The organism is Klebsiella sp. PK01 (assembly GCF_057624675.1).
Genome location: NZ_JBYEZM010000002.1, coordinates 627,522 through 651,106 on the forward strand (window position 1 = coordinate 627,522; position 23,585 = coordinate 651,106).

The 23,585-nt window shown below is 55.8% G+C and carries 21 protein-coding genes; 6 read left to right on the plus strand and 15 right to left on the minus strand.

Translation table 11 applies throughout. The features are described from left to right. Positions 1-2: 2 nt before the first annotated feature. The 8 genes from nuoH to AC22LX_RS08180 all read right to left on the minus strand — a co-directional run bounded on the left by nuoH (position 3) and on the right by AC22LX_RS08180 (position 10,185). The gene (nuoH, locus tag AC22LX_RS08145) at positions 3-980 is read right to left on the minus strand and encodes an NADH-quinone oxidoreductase subunit NuoH (RefSeq protein ID WP_015365589.1); all 978 of its coding nucleotides are present in this window, start codon (positions 978-980) and stop codon (positions 3-5) included. Beyond that, positions 977-3,703 (minus strand): NADH-quinone oxidoreductase subunit NuoG, encoded by a 2,727-nt coding sequence (gene nuoG, locus AC22LX_RS08150; RefSeq protein WP_045391461.1) that lies wholly within the window; start codon positions 3,701-3,703, stop codon positions 977-979. Before nuoG ends, nuoH begins: the two co-directional genes overlap by 4 nt. Before the next feature lie 32 nt (positions 3,704-3,735). Further along, positions 3,736-5,073, minus strand: coding sequence for an NADH-quinone oxidoreductase subunit NuoF (nuoF, locus tag AC22LX_RS08155; RefSeq protein ID WP_045391464.1), 1,338 nt, complete (start codon positions 5,071-5,073; stop codon positions 3,736-3,738). Next, entirely contained in the window at positions 5,070-5,570 is a 501-nt protein-coding gene (nuoE, locus tag AC22LX_RS08160) for an NADH-quinone oxidoreductase subunit NuoE (RefSeq protein ID WP_015365586.1), read from the minus strand. Before nuoE ends, nuoF begins: the two co-directional genes overlap by 4 nt. A 2-nt stretch (positions 5,571-5,572) precedes the next feature. Then, a complete protein-coding gene (gene nuoC / locus AC22LX_RS08165) occupies positions 5,573-7,381 on the minus strand; it encodes an NADH-quinone oxidoreductase subunit C/D (protein WP_015365585.1) in 1,809 nt (602 codons plus the stop codon). A gap of 88 nt (positions 7,382-7,469) precedes the next feature. Continuing rightward, positions 7,470-8,144 carry an NADH-quinone oxidoreductase subunit NuoB gene (nuoB, locus tag AC22LX_RS08170; RefSeq protein ID WP_002913178.1) on the minus strand — a complete coding sequence of 225 codons (675 nt, stop codon included), beginning with the start codon at positions 8,142-8,144 and terminating at the stop codon, positions 7,470-7,472. Positions 8,145-8,159: 15 nt separating this feature from the next. Continuing rightward, positions 8,160-8,606 carry an NADH-quinone oxidoreductase subunit NuoA gene (nuoA, locus tag AC22LX_RS08175; RefSeq protein ID WP_002913181.1) on the minus strand — a complete coding sequence of 149 codons (447 nt, stop codon included), beginning with the start codon at positions 8,604-8,606 and terminating at the stop codon, positions 8,160-8,162. Positions 8,607-9,258: 652 nt separating this feature from the next. Continuing rightward, positions 9,259-10,185, minus strand: a complete 927-nt coding sequence (locus AC22LX_RS08180) for a LysR family transcriptional regulator (protein ID WP_045391466.1) — start codon at positions 10,183-10,185, stop codon at positions 9,259-9,261. Between the two features lie 885 nt (positions 10,186-11,070). Between AC22LX_RS08180 and alaA the strand changes: the two genes are divergently transcribed. Continuing rightward, positions 11,071-12,288 carry an alanine transaminase AlaA gene (gene alaA, locus AC22LX_RS08185; RefSeq protein WP_015365583.1) on the plus strand — a complete coding sequence of 406 codons (1,218 nt, stop codon included), beginning with the start codon at positions 11,071-11,073 and terminating at the stop codon, positions 12,286-12,288. An 81-nt stretch (positions 12,289-12,369) separates the two neighbouring features. Then, entirely contained in the window at positions 12,370-12,969 is a 600-nt protein-coding gene (gene yfbR, locus AC22LX_RS08190) for a 5'-deoxynucleotidase (protein WP_032712094.1), read from the plus strand. A gap of 37 nt (positions 12,970-13,006) precedes the next feature. Here yfbR and AC22LX_RS08195 read toward each other — a convergent pair whose 3' ends face one another. The 4 genes from AC22LX_RS08195 to yfbV form a co-directional block, all read right to left on the minus strand. Further along, positions 13,007-14,839 (minus strand): SLC13 family permease, encoded by a 1,833-nt coding sequence (locus AC22LX_RS08195; RefSeq protein WP_487333911.1) that lies wholly within the window; start codon positions 14,837-14,839, stop codon positions 13,007-13,009. A gap of 76 nt (positions 14,840-14,915) precedes the next feature. Then, positions 14,916-15,575 (minus strand): sugar phosphatase, encoded by a 660-nt coding sequence (locus AC22LX_RS08200; RefSeq protein WP_047043353.1) that lies wholly within the window; start codon positions 15,573-15,575, stop codon positions 14,916-14,918. 11 nt (positions 15,576-15,586) lie between these two features. Beyond that, on the minus strand, positions 15,587-16,081 hold the full coding sequence (locus AC22LX_RS08205; RefSeq protein WP_045391472.1) for a YfbU family protein: 495 nt from the start codon (positions 16,079-16,081) through the stop codon (positions 15,587-15,589). 85 nt (positions 16,082-16,166) lie between these two features. Next, entirely contained in the window at positions 16,167-16,622 is a 456-nt protein-coding gene (yfbV, locus tag AC22LX_RS08210; RefSeq protein WP_045391475.1) for a terminus macrodomain insulation protein YfbV, read from the minus strand. A gap of 338 nt (positions 16,623-16,960) precedes the next feature. Between yfbV and ackA the strand changes: the two genes are divergently transcribed. Both ackA and pta read left to right on the plus strand, forming a co-directional pair. Further along, positions 16,961-18,163 carry an acetate kinase gene (gene ackA / locus AC22LX_RS08215; RefSeq protein WP_045391478.1) on the plus strand — a complete coding sequence of 401 codons (1,203 nt, stop codon included), beginning with the start codon at positions 16,961-16,963 and terminating at the stop codon, positions 18,161-18,163. Between the two features lie 118 nt (positions 18,164-18,281). Further along, a complete protein-coding gene (gene pta, locus AC22LX_RS08220; protein ID WP_026612251.1) occupies positions 18,282-20,429 on the plus strand; it encodes a phosphate acetyltransferase in 2,148 nt (715 codons plus the stop codon). Positions 20,430-20,496: 67 nt separating this feature from the next. Here pta and yfcD read toward each other — a convergent pair whose 3' ends face one another. The 3 genes from yfcD to yfcF are packed head-to-tail and all read right to left on the minus strand — an operon-like array spanning position 20,497 to position 22,364. Further along, entirely contained in the window at positions 20,497-21,054 is a 558-nt protein-coding gene (gene yfcD, locus AC22LX_RS08225) for an NUDIX hydrolase YfcD (RefSeq protein WP_015365574.1), read from the minus strand. Positions 21,055-21,110: 56 nt separating this feature from the next. Next, positions 21,111-21,662, minus strand: a complete 552-nt coding sequence (gene yfcE / locus AC22LX_RS08230) for a phosphodiesterase (protein WP_045391481.1) — start codon at positions 21,660-21,662, stop codon at positions 21,111-21,113. A 57-nt stretch (positions 21,663-21,719) separates the two neighbouring features. Then, complete coding sequence (yfcF, locus tag AC22LX_RS08235; RefSeq protein WP_045391484.1) at positions 21,720-22,364, minus strand: glutathione transferase; 645 nt, start codon at positions 22,362-22,364, stop codon at positions 21,720-21,722. Positions 22,365-22,525: 161 nt separating this feature from the next. Between yfcF and yfcG the strand changes: the two genes are divergently transcribed. Both yfcG and folX read left to right on the plus strand, forming a co-directional pair. Beyond that, positions 22,526-23,155, plus strand: coding sequence for a GSH-dependent disulfide bond oxidoreductase (yfcG, locus tag AC22LX_RS08240; protein ID WP_045391486.1), 630 nt, complete (start codon positions 22,526-22,528; stop codon positions 23,153-23,155). 65 nt (positions 23,156-23,220) lie between these two features. Further along, entirely contained in the window at positions 23,221-23,583 is a 363-nt protein-coding gene (gene folX / locus AC22LX_RS08245) for a dihydroneopterin triphosphate 2'-epimerase (RefSeq protein WP_015365570.1), read from the plus strand. Positions 23,584-23,585 lie beyond the last annotated feature (2 nt).

Genomic DNA, 23,585 nt, shown 5'->3' on the forward strand with positions numbered 1-23,585 from the left:
CCTTATTGCGCCTGCCAGAGAATGACAGCCGCCGTTACCAACAAGTTGACCAGCGTTAACGGCAGGCATACCTTCCAGCCAAAGGACATTACCTGGTCATAACGCGGACGCGGTAATGATGCGCGGATCAAAATGAACATCATCATGAAGAACGCGGTTTTCAGCGCGAACCAGATGAAAGGCGGTAACCACGGGCCATTCCAGCCGCCGAAGAACAGCGTAACGATCAGCGCTGATACGGTGACGATACCGATGTATTCACCGACGAAGAACAGACCGAATTTCATACCGGAATATTCAATGTGGTAACCATCGGCCAGTTCCTGCTCCGCTTCCGGCTGGTCAAACGGGTGACGGTGACACACCGCCACGCCGGCGATGGCGAAAGTCACGAAGCCGAAGAACTGCGGGATGACGTTCCACAGATGCGCCTGGTTGTTGACGATATCGGTCATGTTGAATGACCCCGCCTGCGCCACCACGCCCATCAGGGAGAGACCAAGGAACACTTCGTAGCTCAACGTTTGTGCGGAAGCACGCATCGCCCCCAGCAGCGAGTATTTGTTGTTGCTCGACCAACCGGCGAACAGGACCGCGTAAACCGCCAGGCCTGCCATCATCAGGAAGAACAGAATACCGATGTTCAGGTCGGCGACCACCCACGACGGGCTAACCGGCACGATAGCAAAGGCCAGCAGCAACGAGGTAAAGGCGATAACCGGCGCCAGAGTAAAGATCACGCGATCGGAGAAGCGCGGGATCCAGTCCTCTTTGAAGAACATCTTGATCATGTCGGCGACCAGCTGCAGCGAACCGCCCCAGCCCACGCGGTTAGGTCCGTAGCGGTTCTGGAACAGGCCGAGCAGACGACGCTCGCCGAAGCTCATGAACGCGCCGCAGGTGACGACCACCAGCAGAATGACCACGGCCTTCAGGATGCTTAACAGAATGTCGATAAGATCCGGCGTTAACCAACTCATGCTTGCGCCTCCTGCAGTGAATCAATACGCGCCCCGGCCAGTACCGGCGCGATGCCCGGCATGCCCATCGGTAAGCCAACCTGTCCCGCGGCCAGCCCTTCAGAAATAACCAGCGGCAGACTCAGCGTCTGGCCTTCAACGCTGAAGGAAACCATCGCCCCGGCATTGACGCCAAGCTTTGCGGCATCCGCCGGGTTCAGCTTGATGTACGGCTCAGGCATCCGGCTCTGGAACACCGGAGAGCGCTGAGACAGCTCATCGCTGCCAAACAGGTGATAGTACGGCGCGATACGCCATTTGCCTTCTTCCGCGTGGAAGCTGGCCGGAACCGCCGTGAAGTACTCCAGCCCGCTGGAGGAAGCTTCAATCAGACGCACGCCCGGATCGCCGTGGCGCAGTTTACCGCCCACTTCATCCTGGAATTTGTTCCATGCCTGCGGGGAGTTCCAGCCCGGCGCCCAGGCGAACGGGATCTGCGAACGCGGCGCGGACGGCTGGTTGTTCCCTTCCATTGAGAAGGCGAACATGGTGTCTTTATCCTGCGGCTGACGCGGCTCGTGCACGCTGATGTTGGCGCGCATCGCCGTGCGGCCGCTGTAGCGGTGCGGTTCACGCGCCAGCTTCTGGCCGCGAATGCGGAAGGTCGCATCCGGCGCGGCATCTTTAATGCCCGCCAGCTGCGGCAGGGCGGCAATCGCGGCATCGATGACGTGGTCCAGCTGCGTCCAGTCAACCTGACGGTTGTTAACGGTACTGTGCAGCGAATGCAGCCAGCGCCAGCTTTCCAGCATCACGGTTTTCGCGTCGTAGTAAGCCGGGTCGTAAACCTGGAAGAAGCGCTGGGCGCGGCCTTCGTTGTTCACCACGGTACCGTCGCTTTCCGCAAAGCTTGCCGCGGAGAGCACCAGGTGCGCTTTGTCCATAATCGCGGTGCGCTGATGGTCAACCACCATCACCAGCGGCGCTTTCGCAAGCGCTGCGTCGACGCGCGCGGCGGAAGCATGACGGTGCAGGTCGTTTTCCAGCACGATAACCGCGTCTGCGGCGCCGCTTTCCAGTTCGTCCAGCGCCTCTTCAAGCGAGCCGCCACCGATCATGCCCAGACCGACGCTGTTCACCGCGCGGGCAACCATCGTGATGCCAACATCGGCGCCGCGGCCTTTCAACGCTTTCGCCACGTTAGCGGCAGCCTGAATGATTTCCATGCTGCCGGCGTTAGTGCCGGAGATAATCAGCGGTTTTTTCGCCCCGGCCAGCGCCTGAACGATCACATCGACTTTACCCTGCAGGTCATGGCTCAGGCCATCAACCGCCGGCGCGCTGTCATCCAGCGCATGGGCGATAGCGAAGCCCAGACGCGCCTGATCTTCCACCGGCGCGCGGTAAGTCCACGCCGCGATGTCATCCAGACGCGTGTCGTCGATATTAGTGACAAATAACGGATGCTTGGCGCGCTGTCCGATGTTGAGAATTGCCGCAATCTGCCAGTCGGCCACTTTCTGCGCCGCCGCCATTTCACGTGCTTTCCCTTTCACCGCCTGGCGTACTGCCAGGGCAACGCGCGCGCCGGTCTGGGTAATGTCTTCGCCCAGCACCAGTACCGCATCGTAGGATTCGATATCGCGCAGCGTCGGGGTATGGATCCCGCCTTCACGCAGCACTTTAAGCATCATCTGCAGGCGCGCTTGTTCGCCTTTAGCGATGCCGGTATAGAAGTTTTCGCTACCGACCAGCTCACGCAGCGCGAAGTTGCTTTCAATGCTGGCGCGCGGAGAACCGATACCAATGACTTTCTTCGACTGACGCAGGATATCCGCCGCCCCCTGCATCGCCTGTTCGGCGTTGAGCGCGATCAGATCGTCGCCGCGGCGCTGAACCGGCTGACGCGGACGATCTTTGAGGTTTACGTAGCCATAGCCGAAACGACCGCGGTCGCAGAGGAAGTAGCGGTTAACGGTACCGTTATAGCGGTTTTCGATACGACGCAGCTCGCCATAGCGTTCGCCAGGGCTGATGTTACAGCCAATGGAACACTGCTGGCAGATGCTCGGCGCAAACTGCATGTCCCACTTACGGTTGTAACGCTCGGAGTGCGTTTTATCGGTGAAGACGCCGGTCGGGCAAACTTCAACCAGGTTACCGGAGAACTCGCTTTCCAGCGTGCCATCTTCCGGGCGGCCGAAGTAGACGTTGTCATGAGCGCCATAAACGCCCAGATCGGTGCCGTCGGCATAATCTTTATAGTAGCGAACGCAGCGGTAGCAGGCGATGCAGCGGTTCATTTCGTGAGAAATAAATGGCCCCAGATCCTGGTTGCGGTGGGTACGCTTGGTGAAACGATAGCGGCGGAAGCTATGACCGGTCATGACCGTCATATCCTGCAGGTGGCAGTTGCCGCCCTCTTCGCAGACCGGGCAATCGTGCGGGTGGTTGGTCATCAGCCACTCCACCACGCTTTCGCGGAACTGCTTCGCTTCGCCGTCGTCAATAGAAATAAAGGTGCCGTCGGATGCCGGAGTCATACAGGACATCACCAGGCGACCACGCGTGTCTTCCGCGTTCTGATATTGCTTCACCGCACACTGGCGGCAAGCACCGACGCTCCCTAGCGCCGGGTGCCAGCAAAAGTATGGAATATCAAGACCAAGAGAGAGACAAGCCTCTAGCAGGTTGTCCGCTCCGTTGACCTCGTATTCTTTGCCGTCTACATGAATCGTAGCCATTTGCGTGCTTCCAAAAATAAAAAACCTTTAGATTACCAGCGCGTCTTAAGCAGGTTCGGCTGAATACCGTTAATTGCATGGGTATTGCTGAACTGCTGCTTAATGCCAGCCTCGAATTCTTCGCGGAAATATTTGATAGCGCTCTGCAGCGGTTCAACCGCGCCCGGCGCGTGCGCGCAGAAGGTTTTACCCGGCCCGAGGAATCGACACAGTTGCTCAAGGGTTTCGATGTCGCCAGGCTGGCCTTCGCCGCGCTCCAGGGCGCGCAGGATCTTCACGCTCCACGGCAGGCCGTCGCGGCAAGGCGTACACCAGCCGCAGGATTCGCGGGCAAAAAATTCTTCGAGGTTGCGCACCAGCGGAACCATGCCGATCTCGTGGTCGACGGCCATCGCCAGCGCGGTGCCCAGACGGCTCCCTGCCTTACCAATGCTTTCAAACTCCATCGGCAAATCGAGGTGCGCTTCGGTCAGGAAGTCGGTACCGGCACCGCCCGGCTGCCAGGCTTTAAACTTCAGGCCATCGCGCATGCCGCCGGCGTAATCTTCGAGGATCTCGCGCGCGGTGGTGCCGAACGGCAGTTCCCAGACGCCCGGATTCTTCACGCGCCCGGAGAAGCCCATCAGCTTGGTGCCGGCATCTTTGCTGGTTGAAATATTCTGGTACCACTCCACGCCGTTGGCGAGAATGGCTGGCACGTTGCACAGGGTTTCAACGTTGTTGACGCAGGTCGGTTTGCCCCATACGCCCGAGCTCGCCGGGAACGGCGGCTTGGAGCGCGGGTTCGCGCGGCGGCCTTCCAGCGAGTTGATAAGCGCCGTCTCTTCACCGCAGATATAGCGCCCTGCCCCGGTATGCACGAACAGCTCGAAGTCAAAACCGGTGCCGAGGATATTTTTCCCCAACAGGCCCGCTTCGGTGGCTTCGGCGATCGCGCGACGCAGATGCTGCGCCGCTTCGATATATTCGCCGCGCAGGAAGATGTAACCGCGGTATGCCTTCAGCGCAAAGGCGGAGATCAGCATACCTTCCACCAGCAGGTGCGGCAGCTGTTCCATCAGCAGACGGTCTTTATAGGTGCCCGGTTCCATTTCATCAGCGTTACACAGCAGGTAACGGATGTTCATGGACTCGTCTTTCGGCATCAGGCTCCACTTCAGACCGGTGGAAAAGCCCGCGCCGCCGCGCCCTTTCAGGCCGGCGTCTTTTACCGCATTGACGATTTCATCCGGCGCCATGCCGCCTAAGGCCTTGCGCGCCCCTTCATAACCGTTTTTGCTGCGATACTCGTCCAGCCACACCGGCTGCTTGTCATCGCGCAGACGCCAGGTTAATGGATGCGTTTCGGCAGTACGAATAATGGTTTTCATTTATACCGCTCCAGGAGGTCAGGAATCGCTTCCGGCGTCAGATAACTGTGCGTGTCGTCATCAATCATCATGGTCGGCCCCTTGTCGCAGTTGCCAAGGCAACAGGTCGGCAGCAGCGTGAAGCGGCCATCAAAGGTGGTTTGACCCGGTTTGATGTCCAGCTTTTTCTCGATAGCCGACTGGATCCCCTGGAAGCCAGTGATATGGCACACCACGCTATCGCAGTAGCGGATCACGTGACGGCCAACCGGCTGGCGGAAGATCTGGCTATAGAATGTCGCCACGCCTTCGACGTCGCTTGCCGGGATCCCCAGCACATCGGCGATCGCATAGATCGCGCCATCCGGCACCCAGCCGCGCTGTTTTTGAACAATTTTCAGCGCTTCGATGGACGCCGCACGCGGGTCTTCGTAGTGGTGCTTCTCGTGCTCAATAGCCTCACGCTCTGCCGCACTCAGCTCAAAAGCCTCGGTTTGTGGTTGTTGATTCTCGTGCATAATTAGCGGTCCACGTCTGACATAACAAAATCGATACTACCCAGATAGACAATAAGGTCGGATACCAGGCTGCCGCGGATCGCCGCCGGGATCTGCTGCAGGTGCGCATAGCTCGGGGTACGAATACGGGTACGGTAACTCATGGTGCTGCCGTCGCTGGTCAGGTAGTAACTGTTAATCCCCTTCGTCGCTTCAACCATCTGGAAGGATTCGTTGGCCGGCATCACCGGGCCCCAGGAAACCTGCAGGAAGTGAGTAATCAGGGTCTCAATGTGCTGCAGCGTGCGCTCTTTCGGCGGCGGCGTGGTCAGCGGGTGATCCGCTTTGAACGGGCCTTCCGGCATATTATCGAGGCACTGCTGGAGAATGCGCAGGCTCTGGCGCAGCTCTTCCACTTTCAGCATCACGCGGGTGTAGCAGTCGGAAACGCCGCCGCCGGTCGGGATTTCAAAGTCGAAGTTTTCGTAGCCAGAATAAGGACGCCATTTACGCACGTCGAAGCCGATACCGGTCGCGCGCAGGCCTGCGCCGGTGGTGCCCCACTCCAGCGCTTCTTTCGCGGTGTAGGCGGCAACGCCTTTCGAGCGGCCAATAAGAATGGTGTTGCGCAGCGCGGCTTTCTCATAGGAATCCAGGCGCTTCGGCATCCACTCAAGGAATTCACGCAGCAGGCGATCCCAGCCGCGCGGCAGGTCGTGGGCGACGCCGCCGATGCGGAACCACGCCGGGTGCATACGGAAACCGGTGATCGCTTCGACCAGATCGTAGATTTTCTGACGGTCGGTAAAGGCGAAGAAGACCGGCGTCATCGCGCCGACGTCCTGAATAAAGGTCGAGATATACAGCAGGTGGCTGTTGATGCGGAACAGTTCGGACAGCATCACGCGGATCACGTTCACGCGATCCGGCACGGTGATCCCGGCCAGTTTTTCCACCGCCAGTACGTACGGCATCTCGTTGACGCAGCCGCCGAGGTATTCAATACGGTCGGTGTAAGGGATGTAGCTGTGCCAGGACTGGCGTTCGCCCATCTTCTCCGCGCCGCGGTGGTGGTAGCCGATATCCGGCACGCAGTCGACGATCTCTTCGCCATCCAGCTGCAGAATGATACGGAATGCGCCGTGAGCGGACGGGTGGTTCGGGCCGAGGTTAAGGAACATAAAGTCCTCGTTTTCGGTGCCGCGCTTCATGCCCCACTCTTCCGGCTTGAAGGTTAACGCTTCCATTTCCAGATCCTGCTTGGCTTTAGTCAGCTCAAACGGATCGAATTCGGTGGCGCGCGCCGGATAGTCTTTACGCAGCGGGTGGCCTTCCCAGGTCGGCGGCATCATGATGCGGCGCAGATTCGGGTGACCGTCAAAGGTCACGCCAAACATTTCCCAGGTTTCACGCTCATACCAGTTGGCGTTAGGGAAAAGTTTGGTGAAGGTCGGCAGATGCAGATCGTTTTCAGACAACGCCACCTTGAGCATGATATCGCGGTTGCGGTCTACTGAGATCAGGTGGTAGAAAACGGAAAAATCCGCGGCTGGCAAACCATCGCGGTGCGTACGTAAACGTTCGTCCATGCCGTGCAGGTCAAACAGCATCACGTAAGGTTTTGGCAATCTCTTCAGGAAATCACCCACCTCAAGCAGCTGTTCGCGCTTCACCCACACCACCGGAACGCCGGTACGGGTAGGCTGAACGGTAAAGGCATCCGGCCCAAAACGGTTGCGCAGTTCGCCGATCACCGGGTCATCAAGGTGATCGCGGGTTTGCCAGGCTGGTGCGGCGTCATGCGCGGTTAAATCAGTCATATTGTTCACCATTGCAAAAGGTCCGTGGTGACTGCCGGGCGAGGCTTCGCTGCTTTTGTAGATTGATTTGCGAAGTCTGGTTCCCGCCCGCAGGCGCAAGTTAAATCTCGTCCGGAGTCCGCAGATTGGTCACCGCAATTCGTTCGCCGCGTTTACGCTCGCGCTCGGATTGCATGTTGGCGCGATAGACGCCCTGATCGCCAACCACCCAGGAGAGAGGACGGCGCTCTTTACCAATGGATTCCTGCAGCAGCATCAGCGCCTGCATATAAGCTTCCGGACGCGGCGGACAGCCCGGGATGTAAACATCAACCGGAATAAACTTATCCACGCCCTGCACGACGGAGTAGATATCGTACATCCCGCCGGAGTTAGCGCATGCGCCCATAGAGATAACCCACTTCGGCTCCAGCATCTGATCGTACAGGCGCTGAATTACCGGGGCCATTTTGGTGAAGCAGGTGCCGGCGACCACCATCAGGTCGGCCTGACGCGGAGAGGCACGCAGTACTTCCGCGCCAAAACGCGCAACGTCATGCACCGCAGTGAATGACGTCACCATTTCTACATAGCAGCAAGACAGGCCGAAGTTGTACGGCCAAATCGAGTTCTTACGGCCCCAGTTCACCATGTCATGCAGCGCATGTTCGAGTTTCCCCATATACACGCTTTTATTGACTTCTTGCTCCAGGGGGTCGGTTACGATCTCCTGTTTTTGCAGGGGGTAACGGTCGTTCTCACCGTTAGGATCTATGCGGGTGAGCGTATAATCCATCTTATTGCCTCGCTTTTACTGCATATGACGGTTAGTGGGACTGTCTGTTTCCGGGTTAACCAGCGTGCGACGGGAACGCGCAGGCGTCCAGTCCAGTGCGCCGATGCGAACGAGGTAAACCAGACCAGCCAGTAGCACTAAAATGAAAATTGCGGCTTCCACAAAGCCAACCCAGCCGCTTTCGCGAATGGAGGTTGACCATGCGTAGAGATACAGGGCTTCCACGTCGAAGATAACGAAGAACATGGCGACCAGATAAAACTTCGCAGAAAGACGTAAGCGGGCCGAACCAACGGAGTCGATCCCCGATTCAAACGGCGTGTTTTTGCTACGCGCGCGCGCGCGACCGCCGAGGTACCAGCCGCCGACGAGCATCAGGCAGCACAGACCGATAGCGATGATGAGAAATATAGCGAATGCCCAATGATGAGCGATGACTTCAGTGGATGTTGACATACGCATTGCTTAACCAAAAAAGTGTAGCGCCAAAACCCTCTGCTCTTGATGGCAGATGAACGCCACAGCGTTTCACGGGAGGAATAAAAAAATGACCTTGCAAAAAAGCGTCCCTGGTTGATGAGGAAGCCCAAATGCCGTGGCTTTTTACCCCTTTCTTTAACCTTTTGTCAACTTTAACAAAAGTTTTAACTACATTAATTTACATTGGAATCTTTTCATTAACATTAAATGCCCTTTGTTGCGTAATAACCTTGCATATCATTCGGATTTAGTGTTGTTGAATCGTGTCCGTTTTAGACGTAAATCAGTTTCGCCAATCTATTTTGACAGGATTTGGCCGCGATTCCTCCCCCCAAGTAGGGGTATTTTCTTGATCTGTGACACGCTTTTGTTAATTACATCAGAAAAACGGCAACAATCTATCCGGTTTTTTAACATTAGCAGGAAGTATTGAAACTGCAGCTAAAAACAGGGAAACAATGGCCGCTTCCGGGCCAACCTATTGATTCATATATCAATAAATTATTAAACTGCTTAAAATCCTTGTAAAATATAAAAAAAAAGAGCCACTGACCTCATTTTGTCGATCGGCGACTCTTTTTTACACTTACATTTTGTTACCGGATTATTGTGATCGATATATGATAATTTGGCTTTATGAAACCAGGGAGCCGTCTCCCCCTTCCGGGGTATAGAGCGTTTCTGTTTTCCACGGATTATGGTCCTGGCTCAGCGACTGAAAAATTGCCTGCGCCAGCTCGTTTTCCCGCTGTGGATTACAGCTCAACACATAGTGGGTATCCGGCAAACCCGGTAGGCCATCGCTTTTACCCGGCACGCGCAGCTCAGGGCTCATCATTTCAACCGGTCGCGCGGTGACGCCAAGCCCCGCCTTCACCGCGGCTTTTACCCCGGCCAGAGAACTGGCGGCATGCGCCAGATGCCAGGGGACCTGCGCGGCATTAAGCGCGGAAATGATATCTTCACGGAACGGCCCTGACTCTTCGAGCAGCACCAGCGGAACGGATTCTCCGTGCGCCAGTACATAATCCGCGGCGCAGTACCACAGCGTCGGCGAGGTACGCAGCGTCAGGACGTCAAATTCGCCGGTTTGATGGGTAGTTAACGCCAGGTCAATCTCGCCGCTGCCCAACTTCGCGACGATATCGGCGTAATTCAGGACCTTAATTTCCAGCGTCAGTTTGGGATAGAAGCTGCCGATTCGATTGAGCAGATAAGGCAGGATGGTATCCGCCGTTTCATCGGCAGCGCCGATAGTCAGCGTCCCCTGCAGGCTGCCAAACATTAGCGACATGCAGGCTTCATCATTAAAACGCAGTATTTTACGCGCGTAGCTGAGCAGTTGGATCCCCTGCTCGGTCAGTAATTTATTACGCCCATGGCGAGCGAAAAGCTCTTTGCCAACCAGTTGCTCCAGGCGCTGCATCTGCTGACTGACGGCGGACTGGGTACGACATACCGCGGCAGCGGCCGCCGCAAAGGTGCTCAGATCGGCGACGGCGACGAAGGTCCGCAGCAGATCGAGATCGAGATTCAGTATCGGACGATTTGCATTTATCATATTTCTTCACTTACAGGCGCTGATGCTGGCCTGCCTTGTTGATGCTGTATCCAGGTTTCCGGCTATTCCATGAGCCTCGTGCCGAGCGGACAATTGCCGCGGATGACAACTGGAAGAACGTCATTGCATGTGAAAGCACTCGTTCGCGACAAATGTGCGAAAAATTTGAGTAATATTTTGTTCGTAGCTCTACGCATTTTTAATTACTGAGACTTACGTTATGTGATGAATCTCAAACAAAGTCTGCAATAACAAATCTCGTTACGCCCGGAAGCCCGACACGCATAACAACGCCTGCTGGAACACAAACAAAAAAGCCTGCAATAACAATATATTAATAAAATCACGCCGTTAAACAGAGGTTTATACGTCGATATTAACCGTCATATCCTAACCGAAAACCACAATATTTATAAGCGCTAATCAGTATTATCTAAGGTAATTTTAAACATTTTTGCAGCACTATAATTAAATTAACAAAACCCGAAATAATCTATGCAATCAAATATACCTGATTCATTAATTGGCATGTTTTATTAAAAAAAATTAACATAGTTGCTACAGTTATCAGCACCCTCTTTCTAATTAGAATAGTGTCTTTTAGCGGTTAAAATTCAGGCAACTCGCTTTTTCCATCAGCAACAAACCAGATAAATATCCATACAATTGCGCAATATGCGCAACATAAAACCATTCCAAAACCCATATCAGGCACATTATATAAAGAATAACGCCATTACACAGACAAATTCATTACTCTAAAAAAATACTATTCGCAAAATCTTCTCCTGTTAACCCTTCAAAACAGCGGGGATGCGGAGTACATTGTTCCGTGCTGACTTCCACGGCAGGGAGTGGCGATAACAGCTAAAAGGTCAAAGGTTCATGTCCCCTATCGAAAAATCCAGCAAGTTAGAGAATGTCTGTTATGACATCCGCGGTCCGGTTCTCAAAGAAGCGAAACGCCTTGAAGAAGAAGGCAACAAGGTACTCAAGCTGAATATCGGCAACCCGGCGCCGTTCGGCTTTGATGCGCCTGACGAAATCCTCGTCGACGTTATCCGCAATCTGCCGACCGCCCAGGGCTACAGCGACTCAAAAGGTCTCTATTCCGCCCGTAAAGCAATTATGCAGCACTACCAGGCGCGCGGAATGCGCGATGTTACCGTGGAAGATATCTATATCGGTAACGGCGTTTCCGAGCTGATCGTCCAGGCCATGCAGGCCCTGCTCAACAGCGGCGACGAGATGCTGGTTCCAGCCCCTGACTACCCGCTCTGGACCGCAGCGGTCTCGCTTTCCAGCGGCAAAGCGGTGCACTATCTGTGCGACGAATCCTCAGACTGGTTCCCGGATCTCGACGATATCCGCGCCAAAATAACGCCGCGCACCCGCGGGATCGTCATCATTAACCCGAATAACCCAACGGGCGCCGTTTATTCCAAAGAGCTGCTGCAGGAGATCGTCGAGATCGCCCGTCAGCACAACCTGATTATTTTCGCCGACGAAATCTACGACAAGATCCTGTATGACGACGCCGAACATCACTCTATCGCCGCGCTGGCGCCGGATATGTTAACCGTCACCTTCAACGGGCTGTCGAAGACCTATCGCGTCGCTGGTTTCCGCCAGGGCTGGATGGTGCTGAACGGGCCGAAAAAGCACGCCAAAGGCTATATCGAAGGGCTGGAAATGCTGGCCTCGATGCGCCTGTGCGCCAACGTCCCGGCGCAACACGCTATCCAAACCGCGCTAGGCGGCTATCAGAGCATTAGCGAATTTATCATTCCGGGCGGGCGCTTGTATGAGCAACGTAACCGCGCCTGGGAGTTAATCAACGAGATCCCGGGCGTCTCCTGCGTCAAGCCAAAAGGCGCGCTGTATATGTTCCCGAAAATCGACGCCAAACGCTTTAATATCCACGATGACCAGAAAATGGTGCTCGATTTCCTGCTGCAGGAGAAAGTGCTGCTTGTCCAGGGTACCGCCTTCAACTGGCCGTGGCCGGATCACGTGCGTATCGTCACCCTGCCGCGTGAAGATGACCTGGAAATGGCGATTTCCCGCTTCGGGCGCTTCCTCTCCGGCTATCATCAGCTTTAATCGCGCCGCCGCCGGTATTTGCATCCGGCGGCGATCCCTGCGCACAATGGAACCCGATGTTGTCACTGCTTAAGGGTTCCTATGAGTCAGAGTCATTTCTTTGCCCACCTCTCCCGCCTGAAACTAATCAACCGCTGGCCTTTGATGCGCAATGTGCGCACCGAGAACGTCTCCGAGCACAGTTTGCAGGTGGCGATGGTCGCCCACGCGCTGGCGGCAATTAAGAACCGCAAGTTTGGCGGCCAGGTCAACGCCGAACGCATTGCCCTGCTGGCGATGTATCACGATGCCTCCGAGGTCCTCACCGGCGATCTGCCCACGCCGGTGAAATATTTCAATTCGCAGATTGCCCAGGAATATAAAGCGATTGAAAAAATCGCTCAGCAAAAACTGGTCGATATGGTTCCCGATGAGCTGCGCGATATCTTTGAGCCACTGATTGATGAACACCATTACAGCGAAGAAGAGCAGTCGATTGTGAAGCAGGCTGACGCCCTGTGCGCTTATCTGAAATGTCTTGAAGAGCTTTCTGCCGGCAATAACGAATTTCTGCTGGCGAAAGGTCGGCTGGAAAAAACGCTGGAGTCGCGCCGTAGCCCGGAGATGGATTACTTTATGCAGGTATTTGTCCCGAGCTTCCAGCTGTCGCTTGATGAAATCAGCCAGGATTCACCGCTTTAATATTCAGGCCGGGCAGCCCCTGCCCGGCCTGAATGAATTAAAACGGAAAGAGTACCGGGATCAACAGTACGCAGACCACCATCACCAGTACGGTGAAGGGCACACCGATTTTGACAAAATCACTGAACGAATATTTACCGGGTCCGAGCACCAGCGTATTAACCGGTGAAGAGACCGGGGTCATAAACGCCGCCGAAGCCGCCATCGCCACCACCATGGCAAAAGGATATGGCGATACTCCCATCGATTTCGCCGCCGCCAGAGCAATTGGCGCCATCAGCACCGCCGTCGCGGTATTCGAGATAAACAGCCCAATCGCCGCGCACATCATAAACAGACAACCCAGCATCAAATAGGGGCCTTTACTTCCGGCGACGTCCATTAATCCCTGCACCACTAAATCCACGCCGCCGGTTTTCTGCAATGCCAGGGCGAAGGGCATCATACCTACAATCAAAATGATGCTCGGCCAGTGGATCGCCTTATAGGCGCTCTCGGCGTTGATGCAGCGAAACTTGCCCATCAACAGGCAGGCAATTATTGCGGCGATAGGATTGGGGATTTCATCGGTAAGCATCAGCGCTACCATTAACACCAGGCAGAAAATGGCGTGCGGCGCCTGACTGTGCGCGGGCGAAGCATCGTTGACCTCTACCGGCATATTCAGCACCACAAAATCGCGGCCGCGTTTTGCCAGCATGGCTATCTGCCGCCAGTTGCCAACTACCAGCATAATGTCGCCTAACTGGAGTTGTTCATCAACTACCGCGCCGTCGAGCGCTTTACCATCGCGCTTCAGGCCAACGATATTCAGACCAAAACGGGTACGGAAGGCCATCTCGCGCACCGTTTTGCCGATAAGCTCTGAGTCAGGGATTAACGAAACTTCCGCCATACCGACGTCCAGCGCCTGGTCGGAAAAGTATTCGCCGCGCAGCACCATCGGCTCAAGCATCTGCTCGCCGCAAAACTGCCGCAGATCGACGTCGGATGCCGACATATCGATCAGCAACACGTCGCGGGCGCGAAACTCCGACACCCCGTTAACGTTGACGATCACCCGGCGAAAACGCCGCCAGCGTTCGACGCCGATAACGTTGGCGCAGTAGCGTTCACGCAGCTTTAAATCATCAAGCCGCTGGCCGATCATCGGCGAGCCCGGACGAATCGCCAGCCGGCGCGCCCTACCGGTGAGGTGGTACTCTTTGATTAAATCGCGGAAGGTGCTTTTCTTGCGGCCATCGCGGGCGGCGCTGTCATCTTCGCCCTTCAGCATAAAGCGCATCACCAGCATATAGACGATACCCAACACCAGCACCACCAGGCCAATCGGGGTCACGCTGAAGAAGCTGAAGCCATGCAACCCCTCGCGCAGCAGCTCACTGTTGACCACCAGGTTCGGCGGCGTCGCCACCAGCGTCATCATGCCGCTAATCAGCCCGGCGAAGCTTAGCGGCATCATCAGCCGCGACGGCGAGGTATTCATACGCAGCGAGACGCTGAGCACCACCGGAATAAATATCGCCACTACGCCGGTTGAGCTCATAAACGCCCCCAGTCCGGCAACGGTGAGCATCAGGTAGACCAGCATTTTGGTTTCGCTATTGCCGGCAACCTTGACCAGCCAGGAGCCCATTTTAGTCGCCACGCCGGTGCGCACCAGGCCGTCGCCAATGATAAATAAAGCAGCAATGAGAATAACGTTCGGATCGCTAAAGCCGGAGAAGGCTTCGCTGAGGGTTAAGGTACCGCTAAGCACAAACGCAACTATCACCATCAGCGCGATGGCATCCATGCGCACCTTGCCGGTCGCAAACAAGACAACCGCGATGGCCAGTAGCGATAACACCCAAATCAATTCACCGTTCACAACTTATCCTTGTCTGAAGAGGGAGCCGAAATTGTGGCACAAAAAAGCCCCGGCAACGCGGGGCTAAGTCATGAGATTATGCTTTAAGATTCACCTGAACATTGCCATCCGCCTGCCGCTCAATGCGCAAGCTTTCGAGGGTCGTCAGCACCAGATCGGCCTCATCAAGGCGCGGCGCATCAGCCGGAACGTTGACGGCGATGGTGCGGCATCCGGCAGCCAGCCCGGAAAGCAGACCCGCCGGCGCATCTTCCACCACCGCGCACTGTTGTGCCGGTATGCCCAGCAGTTCGGCGCCGAGCAGATAGGCATCCGGCGCCGGTTTCCCCTTCTTCACCTGCTCGGCGGTAACGAACACTTTCGGCATCGGCAGACCTGCCGCGCGGTGGCGGGCGTGAGCAACCGGAATGGAACCCGAAGTCACGATAGCCCACGGGATCCCCGCTTCATTAAGCGTGTTCAGCAAGCTTAACGCGCCCGGCAGTGCAACAATGCCGTCGATATCGGTGGCTTCAATCTGCTCAAGGAAGCGGAACTCGGCCTGAATATCCTCTTCGCTGCGCCCCGGCATAAAATGACGAATCGAAGTGATGGCCTGTTTACCGTGAATGAAACCGAGAATCTCATCGTGCGGAATGCCGAAACGATCGCCCCATTTACACCATGAACGCTCGACCACCGGCAAAGAATCTACCAGCGTCCCGTCGAGATCGAACAGGAAACCTTTACACTGCACGGGCACCTCCATCAGGCATTGATAATTTGGTTAATTTCGTTACTACTCAAGTGATACTGGCGCGGGCAGGAGTGCCAGGCGGCCAGCATACGCTGGTATTTTTCCCACATCGGCGTCTGCGAGTTAAAGCCGTGAGTCCCGGCGTCGAAGTGGCTATAGCGCCCTTCTACATTGACCATAAAGCGCACGTAGCCGAGATAGCGGGCCTCGGTGGCGACGTCAAAACCAAGGAAGGTCACCCGACGTTCATCGATAGCGGAGGCGTCCTTCAGGTTGGTCCACGAAACGTGCAGCGCGTGGTACATCTCCATGATATCGATAATGGTCCGGCAGGTTTCTTCCGTCAGTTGGCCAAATTCGCGGTCCAGCTCGCGCATTTGCAGCCCATATCCACGCTCGATGATGGTCTGTAGACGGCGGTAGCGTTCGGCGTTGTCCGGGTCGAGCATAGTCATCATCTTGTACTGATTGGACAAAATCAGACGCTGCGCATTGGTCATTTCCATTTTTGACTCCTGTAGCACTTACGGCGTGAAATAAAGAAGGCGCATAAATCATGCGCCTTCTTTTATATGCGTTTTCCGTATGGAATTACAAATCATCAAGGAAAGTTTTATCCAGTTGTTTGAAGGCGCGCTTAAGCGTGTCAGCCAGCGCCTGGTAATCCGGCTTGCCGTCAACCGGCGCTAACGCCTGCCCGGCCTCTTGTAATTTGCCGCGCACTTCATAAAACCAGTTCAATATTGATGGCGGTAATGGCGTCACGGAACGCTTGCCCAACCACCACAGCCCCTGCATCGGCAGGCTTAAGGCAAACAGCGCGGTGGCGACGGCCGGGCCAAGCTGGCCGCCGAGCGCTATCTGCCAGCATAAGGTGAAGACCGCAACCGGCGGCATGATGCGAATCGCGTAGCGGGTAGCGCGAATAATGCGGTTTTCGACAAACACCGGCGCCAATCGCTTATCGAGGGGCCAGGTCTTCGCATAGTGCTGCCCGCGACGAAACAAGCTAAAAAAGCTAACGGGGCGATTCTCAGGGGTCGACATGGCTATACCTCAACTTTACATATAAAACTTAAAATTTTCGTGCAAAACACCAACTGTGCATGACAACGTTCAAAAGATTTTGGCAATGGATGCGGCAATCAGGTATCCTGTGCCCACCTGAGAGGGCGGTTAGACCCTTTTACCAGGTTAGTCAAATTATCGCATATTCTGCTGCTGGCGGAAAATTATGCAAAATGACATAAAATCATATGTACTTCCCTCATCGTGCCAGAAAACAGAACAAGGCATGATGTTAATCATAAATGTCGATGTCATCCTGCGCTACGCTTTGTGACACACTGATGTTTTTTTAGCCACGTATCATAAAAGGTACTTCCATGTCGAGTAAGTTAGTACTGGTTCTGAACTGCGGTAGCTCTTCCCTGAAATTTGCTATCCTGGATGCCGTTAACGGTGACGAATATCTCTCCGGTTTAGCCGAATGTTTCCATCTTCCTGAAGCCCGTATCAAATGGAAAATGGACGGCGGCAAACACGAAGCTGAGTTAGGCGCAGGCGCCGCTCACAGTGAAGCGCTGAACTTTATCGTTAACACTATTCTGGCACAAAAACCAGAACTGTCAGCACAGCTGACCGCAATTGGCCATCGTATCGTTCACGGCGGTGAAAAATACACCAGTTCCGTTGTCATCGACGATTCCGTTATTCAGGGCATCAAAGACTCCGCTTCCTTCGCACCGCTGCACAACCCGGCGCACCTGATCGGTATCGCTGAAGCGCTGAAATCCTTCCCGCACCTGAAAGACAAGAACGTTGCCGTGTTCGACACCGCGTTCCATCAGACCATGCCGGAAGAGTCCTACCTGTACGCCCTGCCGTACAGCCTGTACAAAGAGCACGGCGTACGTCGTTACGGCGCGCACGGCACCAGCCACTACTATGTGACTCAGGAAGCCGCTAAGGTACTGAACAAGCCGGTTGAAGAACTGAACATCATCACCTGCCACCTCGGCAACGGTGGTTCCGTTTCCGCTATCCGTAACGGTAAATGCGTTGATACCTCCATGGGTCTGACCCCGCTGGAAGGTCTGGTGATGGGTACTCGCTCTGGCGATATCGACCCGGCGATCATTTTCCACCTGCACGACGCGCTGGGTATGAGCGTAGATGCTATCAACAAAATGCTGACCAAAGAGTCCGGCCTGCTGGGTCTGACCGAAGTCACCAGCGACTGCCGCTACGTTGAAGACAACTACGCGGATAAAGCTGACGCTAAGCGCGCAATGGACGTTTACTGCCACCGCCTGGCGAAATACATCGGTTCTTACACCGCGCTGATGGACGGTCGTCTGGACGCGGTTATCTTCACCGGTGGTATCGGTGAAAACGCCGCGATGGTTCGTGAGCTGTCCCTGGGTAAACTGGGCGTTCTGGGCTTCGAAGTTGATCACGAACGTAACCTGGCTGCCCGTTTCGGTAAGTCTGGCTTCATCAACAAAGAAGGTACCCGCCCTGCCGTGGTTATCCCGACCAACGAAGAGCTGGTTATCGCTCAAGACGCACACCGTCTGACCGCTTAATTCCACACCGCCAGCGATAACCCTGACGTCTTCGAGTTACCACTTGAAGCATGACGGTAAGCTGGCGGTGCTGTTTTGTATCCCGCCTAAAACTGGCGGTAACGAAAGAGGATATATCGTGTCCCGTACTATCATGCTGATCCCTACCGGAACCAGCGTAGGCCTGACCAGCGTCAGCCTCGGTGTTATCCGCGCTATGGAACGCAAAGGCGTTCGCCTGAGCGTCTTTAAACCTATCGCCCAGCCGCGTTCCGGTGGCGATACTCCAGACCAGACTACCACCATCGTTCGCGCCAGCTCTTCAACGACGACTGCCGCTGAACCGATGAACATGAGCCACGTTGAGTCGCTGCTGTCCAGCAACCAGAAAGACGTGCTGATGGAAGAAATCATCGCCAACTACCATGCCAACACTCAGGATGCTGAAGTGGTGCTGGTTGAAGGCCTGGTCCCGACCCGTAAACACCAGTTCGCTCAGTCTCTGAACTACGAAATCGCGAAAACGCTTAACGCGGAAATCGTCTTCGTGATGTCCCAGGGCACCGATACCCCGGAACAGCTGAACGAGCGTATTGAACTGACTCGCAACAGCTTCGGCGGCGCGAAGAACACCAGCATCACTGGCGTTATCGTTAACAAACTGAATGCTCCGGTTGATGAACAAGGCCGTACCCGCCCTGACCTGTCCGAAATCTTCGACGACTCGTCTAAAGCGAAAGTCGTGAAGATCGACCCTGCGCAGCTGCAGAACGGCAGCCCGCTGCCGGTGCTGGGCGCGGTGCCATGGAGCTTCGATCTGATCGCCACGCGCGCTATCGACATGGCGCATCACCTGAACGCGACCGTGATCAACGAAGGCGACATCAATACTCGCCGCGTGAAGTCCGTAACCTTCTGCGCGCGCAGCATTCCGCACATGCTGGAGCACTTCCGTCCGGGTTCTCTGCTGGTGACTTCCGCAGACCGTCCAGACGTACTGGTCGCGGCCTGCCTGGCGGCGATGAACGGCGTAGAAATCGGCGCCATCCTGCTGACCGGCGGCTATGAAATGGACGCGCGCATCAGCAAGCTGTGCGAACGCGCTTTCGCCACCGGCCTGCCGGTATTCATGGTTAACACCAACACCTGGCAGACCTCTCTGAGCCTGCAGAGCTTCAACCTGGAAGTACCGGTTGACGATCACGAGCGCATCGAGAAAGTTCAGGAATACGTTGCCAACTACATCAACGCCGACTGGATCGAATCGCTGACCGCGACCTCCGAGCGCAGCCGTCGTCTGTCTCCGCCGGCCTTCCGCTACCAGCTGACCGAGCTGGCGCGTAAAGCGGGCAAACGCGTCGTTCTGCCGGAAGGCGACGAACCGCGTACCGTTAAAGCGGCGGCCATCTGCGCCGAGCGCGGTATTGCTACCTGCGTGCTGCTGGGTAACCCGGATGAGATCAACCGCGTTGCGGCCTCTCAGGGCGTAGAGCTGGGCGCTGGTATTGAAATCGTCGATCCGGAAGTAGTTCGCGAAAGCTACGTGGCGCGTCTGGTCGAACTGCGTAAGAACAAAGGCATGACCGAAGCGGTTGCGCGCGAGCAACTGGAAGATAACGTGGTTCTCGGCACCCTGATGCTGGAACAAGACGAAGTTGACGGCCTGGTATCCGGCGCGGTTCACACCACCGCCAATACCATCCGTCCGCCGCTGCAGCTTATCAAAACGGCGCCGGGCAGCTCGCTGGTCTCTTCCGTATTCTTCATGCTGCTGCCGGAACAGGTTTACGTTTACGGCGACTGCGCGATCAACCCGGATCCGACTGCAGAACAGCTGGCGGAAATCGCGATTCAGTCCGCTGATTCCGCGATTGCCTTCGGTATCGAACCGCGCGTGGCGATGCTCTCCTACTCCACCGGCACCTCCGGCGCAGGTAGCGATGTAGAAAAAGTACGCGAAGCGACTCGTCTGGCGCAGGAAAAACGTCCTGACCTGATGATCGACGGTCCGCTGCAGTATGATGCCGCAGTGATGGCTGACGTAGCGAAGTCCAAAGCGCCGAACTCTCCGGTAGCTGGACGCGCGACCGTGTTCATCTTCCCGGATCTGAACACCGGTAACACCACTTACAAAGCCGTACAGCGTTCCGCTGACCTGATCTCCATCGGGCCGATGCTGCAGGGTATGCGTAAGCCGGTAAACGACCTGTCCCGCGGCGCGCTGGTAGACGATATCGTCTACACCATCGCACTGACGGCGATTCAGTCTTCTCAGCAGCAGAAATAATCTCCCGCTGAGACAAAAAAGGCAGCCAAATGGCTGCCTTTTTTATGACGCTAACACGTAAAGGAAATTACGCTTCGTCTTCTTCCGGCTCGTCGCGATCGTGGCCGGTATTGCCCGCGTTACGGGTCATCCACAGCGCCAGCGCTTTCAGTGAATCGGCGGTGAACTCATCGCAGCGCGCGGTGATCTCTTCCGGCGTCAGCCAGCATACTTCGCTGACCTCTTCTTCCTGCAGGGCGAACGGGCCATGAGAAACACAGCTAAACAGGCTTCCCCAGACGCGGCAGTGTTTATCTTCGTAGTAGAATTGGCCGTGATCGGCAAAAGGCACGCCCGCAATCCCCAGCTCTTCTTCCGCTTCGCGGCGCGCAGAGTCCAGCAGCTGTTCATCCGCCTGCACCACGCCGCCGGCGGTCGCATCCAGCATGCCCGGCATGAAATCTTTGCTCTCGGTACGGCGCTGCACCAGAATTTTGCCCATCCCATCATGAACCACAATATAGGTCGCGCGGTGACGCAGACACTGCGCGCGCATCTGCTCGCGGCTGGACTGTGCTATCACCTCATTGTTTTCATTAACAATATCGACCCATTCTGTGCTTGCCAAATGCTTCTGTTCCGCCATCAGGAAACCTTACTTTTAAGCGCTCTCGCGGCGCGTCTTTACGATTGAGGGGTAAATTACGGGTAAATTGCGGCCTCTGCAATAACCTGATTATCTTTGAGTGCGAAAACCTGCAGCCGATCATCTTCCAGCATGCCGTAGCTGGCGGCAAAGCCGCCTTTCGGGATGCTCGCAGAACCAGGATTGAAGAGGAAAATATCGCCGCGTTTCTCGGCAACCGGAATATGAGTATGACCATAAGCCAGTACATCGCCAGCGGCGAGCGGCGGCAAATTATCCGGACTATAGAGATGACCGTGGGTCAAAAACAGGCGGTAGCGTTCGCTGAGCACCTGCTGCCAGGGGGCGGTAATGGGGAAATGCAGCAGCATTTGATCGACTTCGCTATCGCAGTTACCGCGGACGGCGATAATCCGCTGCGCGACGCTGTTCAGCCGCTCGGCGACCTGCGCCGGCGCATACCCTTCCGGCAGCGCGTTGCGCGGCCCGTGATTAAGCACATCGCCGAGGATAACCAGCCACTGCGCCCCGCTCTGCGCGAAACGTTCCAGAACGCGTTCGGTCGCAGGCAGCGAGCCGTGAATATCGGATGCGAACATCAGTTTCATATCAACCCCTTACCAGACAATACGGTCTGTCTATGATAACGGAACTGCCTGCGCTTATCAGCCGCTACGTTTAGCCGACAGTGCGGCATAACGCTGAACAGACGCCCGCTGCCACTGGAAGCTCGCGTAGTCCGCCAGCGCTTCCGGCACCTCGTCGCCGTTCAGCACCAGACGGTTTAGCATCAGTGCAAGATCGGCATCCGCGATACACCATTCGCCAAACAGATTCTGCCCGCCATGCGCCAAAAGCGCGCCGGCGGTAGCAAAGAGTTTAGCCGCGCTGGTTTGCCCCGCGGCGCTCAGCGCCGGCTTCTTCACACCGCCAAACACCACATCGGTGGAGCGTTCTTCGCGTATGGGCATCAGATCGCTGCGCAGCCAGGCCTGCACCTGCCGCGCCCGCGCGCGTTTTTGCAGGTCGTGCGGATACAAGCGCTCCCACTCCGGCGGCGCAAAGCGTTCATCAAGGTATTCGGTAATGGCCGAGGATTCGCTCAGCGAAAAATTATCCACTTCCAGCAGCGGCACGCGCCGTGTCGCGGAGTAGCCCTTCCAGCCTGGCTGCAGATGCTCGCCGCTGTCGAGATTGACGGTCTTAAGAGTGAACGGCAGGCTTTTTTCCTGCAGCGCCACGTACACGGACATCACATAGGGGGAGAAAAAATCGGCATCGGACCACAGGGTAATAACAGGCTGATTCATAACATCCTCAATGAAGCCAGGGGGAGATAAATCAACATAGCTGGTCTGCTATAAGATGTCACTGGCAGCCGCATGAGGATTTCGCAATATAATCTTTGCCCCGCGATGGCGCAGGTCGCCTATACTCGAAACGTTTGCGACCTTCGATGGCGGGAGACCTCATGATCGATCTTTACTACGCAGCCACCCCCAACGGCCACAAAATCACTCTTTTTCTCGAAGAGGCGCAGCTGGCCTATCGCCTGATACGCGTCGATATCGGCAAAGGTGAACAGTTTCGCCCGCAGTTTCTGGCTATCTCGCCAAATAATAAGATCCCGGCGATCGTTGACCACGTTCCGGTCGACGGCGGCGCGCCGTTAAGCCTGTTTGAGTCCGGAGAGATCCTGCTCTATCTGGCGGAAAAATCGGGAAAATTACTGAGCGGCGAGCTGCGCGAACGGCATACCACCCTGCAATGGCTGTTCTGGCAGGTCGGCGGTCTGGGGCCGATGCTTGGGCAAAACCACCACTTTAACCATCACGCGCCTCAGGCTGTCCCCTACGCCATCGAACGCTATCAGGTCGAAAGCCAGCGCCTGTATGGCGTAATGAACCGGCGTCTTGAAGCCAGTCCATGGTTGGGCGGCGAGCACTACAGTATCGCCGATATCGCCTGCTGGCCATGGATTAATGCCCACCAGCGCCAACGCATCGATCTTAGCCAGTTCCCGGCGGTGCATAACTGGTTTGAACGCATCCGCCAGCGCCCGGCAACGCAACAAGCGCTACTCAAAACGCAACAGTATTAATCCCCTGCTCGCAGGGCGTGCTTTGATGTATGATTGCGGAAATTACTACACGGAGGAAGCCTGCAATGTCTCAGCCAGACGCCATTATTCGTATTAAGAACCTGCGCCTGCGTACTTTTATTGGAATCAAAGAGGAAGAGATCGCCAACCGTCAGGATGTGTTGGTGAATGTGGTGATTCACTATCCGGCCGATAAGGCTCGCGACAGCGAAGACATCAATGATGCCCTGAACTATCGCACCATTACTAAACGCATCATCAGCCATATCGAGAATAACCGCTTCTCGCTGCTGGAAAAATTAACCCAGGATGTGCTCAATATCGCATGCGAACATCACTGGGTCACTTATGCTGAAGTAGAGATCGATAAACTTCACGCGCTGCGCTATGCCGACTCAGTATCGATGACTATGAGCTGGCGGCGCTAAAA

Coding starts and splice junctions, on each gene's coding strand:
- nuoH (WP_015365589.1), bottom strand. CDS start 980: ATGAGTTGGTTAACGCCGGATCTTATCGACATTCTGTTAAGCATCCTG.
- nuoG (WP_045391461.1), bottom strand. CDS start 3,703: ATGGCTACGATTCATGTAGACGGCAAAGAATACGAGGTCAACGGAGCG.
- nuoF (WP_045391464.1), bottom strand. CDS start 5,073: ATGAAAACCATTATTCGTACTGCCGAAACGCATCCATTAACCTGGCGT.
- nuoE (WP_015365586.1), bottom strand. CDS start 5,570: ATGCACGAGAATCAACAACCACAAACCGAGGCTTTTGAGCTGAGTGCG.
- nuoC (WP_015365585.1), bottom strand. CDS start 7,381: ATGGTGAACAATATGACTGATTTAACCGCGCATGACGCCGCACCAGCC.
- nuoB (WP_002913178.1), bottom strand. CDS start 8,144: ATGGATTATACGCTCACCCGCATAGATCCTAACGGTGAGAACGACCGT.
- nuoA (WP_002913181.1), bottom strand. CDS start 8,606: ATGCGTATGTCAACATCCACTGAAGTCATCGCTCATCATTGGGCATTC.
- AC22LX_RS08180 (WP_045391466.1), bottom strand. CDS start 10,185: ATGATAAATGCAAATCGTCCGATACTGAATCTCGATCTCGATCTGCTG.
- alaA (WP_015365583.1), top strand. CDS start 11,071: ATGTCCCCTATCGAAAAATCCAGCAAGTTAGAGAATGTCTGTTATGAC.
- yfbR (WP_032712094.1), top strand. CDS start 12,370: ATGAGTCAGAGTCATTTCTTTGCCCACCTCTCCCGCCTGAAACTAATC.
- AC22LX_RS08205 (WP_045391472.1), bottom strand. CDS start 16,081: ATGGAAATGACCAATGCGCAGCGTCTGATTTTGTCCAATCAGTACAAG.
- yfbV (WP_045391475.1), bottom strand. CDS start 16,622: ATGTCGACCCCTGAGAATCGCCCCGTTAGCTTTTTTAGCTTGTTTCGT.
- ackA (WP_045391478.1), top strand. CDS start 16,961: ATGTCGAGTAAGTTAGTACTGGTTCTGAACTGCGGTAGCTCTTCCCTG.
- yfcD (WP_015365574.1), bottom strand. CDS start 21,054: ATGGCGGAACAGAAGCATTTGGCAAGCACAGAATGGGTCGATATTGTT.
- yfcE (WP_045391481.1), bottom strand. CDS start 21,662: ATGAAACTGATGTTCGCATCCGATATTCACGGCTCGCTGCCTGCGACC.
- yfcF (WP_045391484.1), bottom strand. CDS start 22,364: ATGAATCAGCCTGTTATTACCCTGTGGTCCGATGCCGATTTTTTCTCC.
- yfcG (WP_045391486.1), top strand. CDS start 22,526: ATGATCGATCTTTACTACGCAGCCACCCCCAACGGCCACAAAATCACT.
- folX (WP_015365570.1), top strand. CDS start 23,221: ATGTCTCAGCCAGACGCCATTATTCGTATTAAGAACCTGCGCCTGCGT.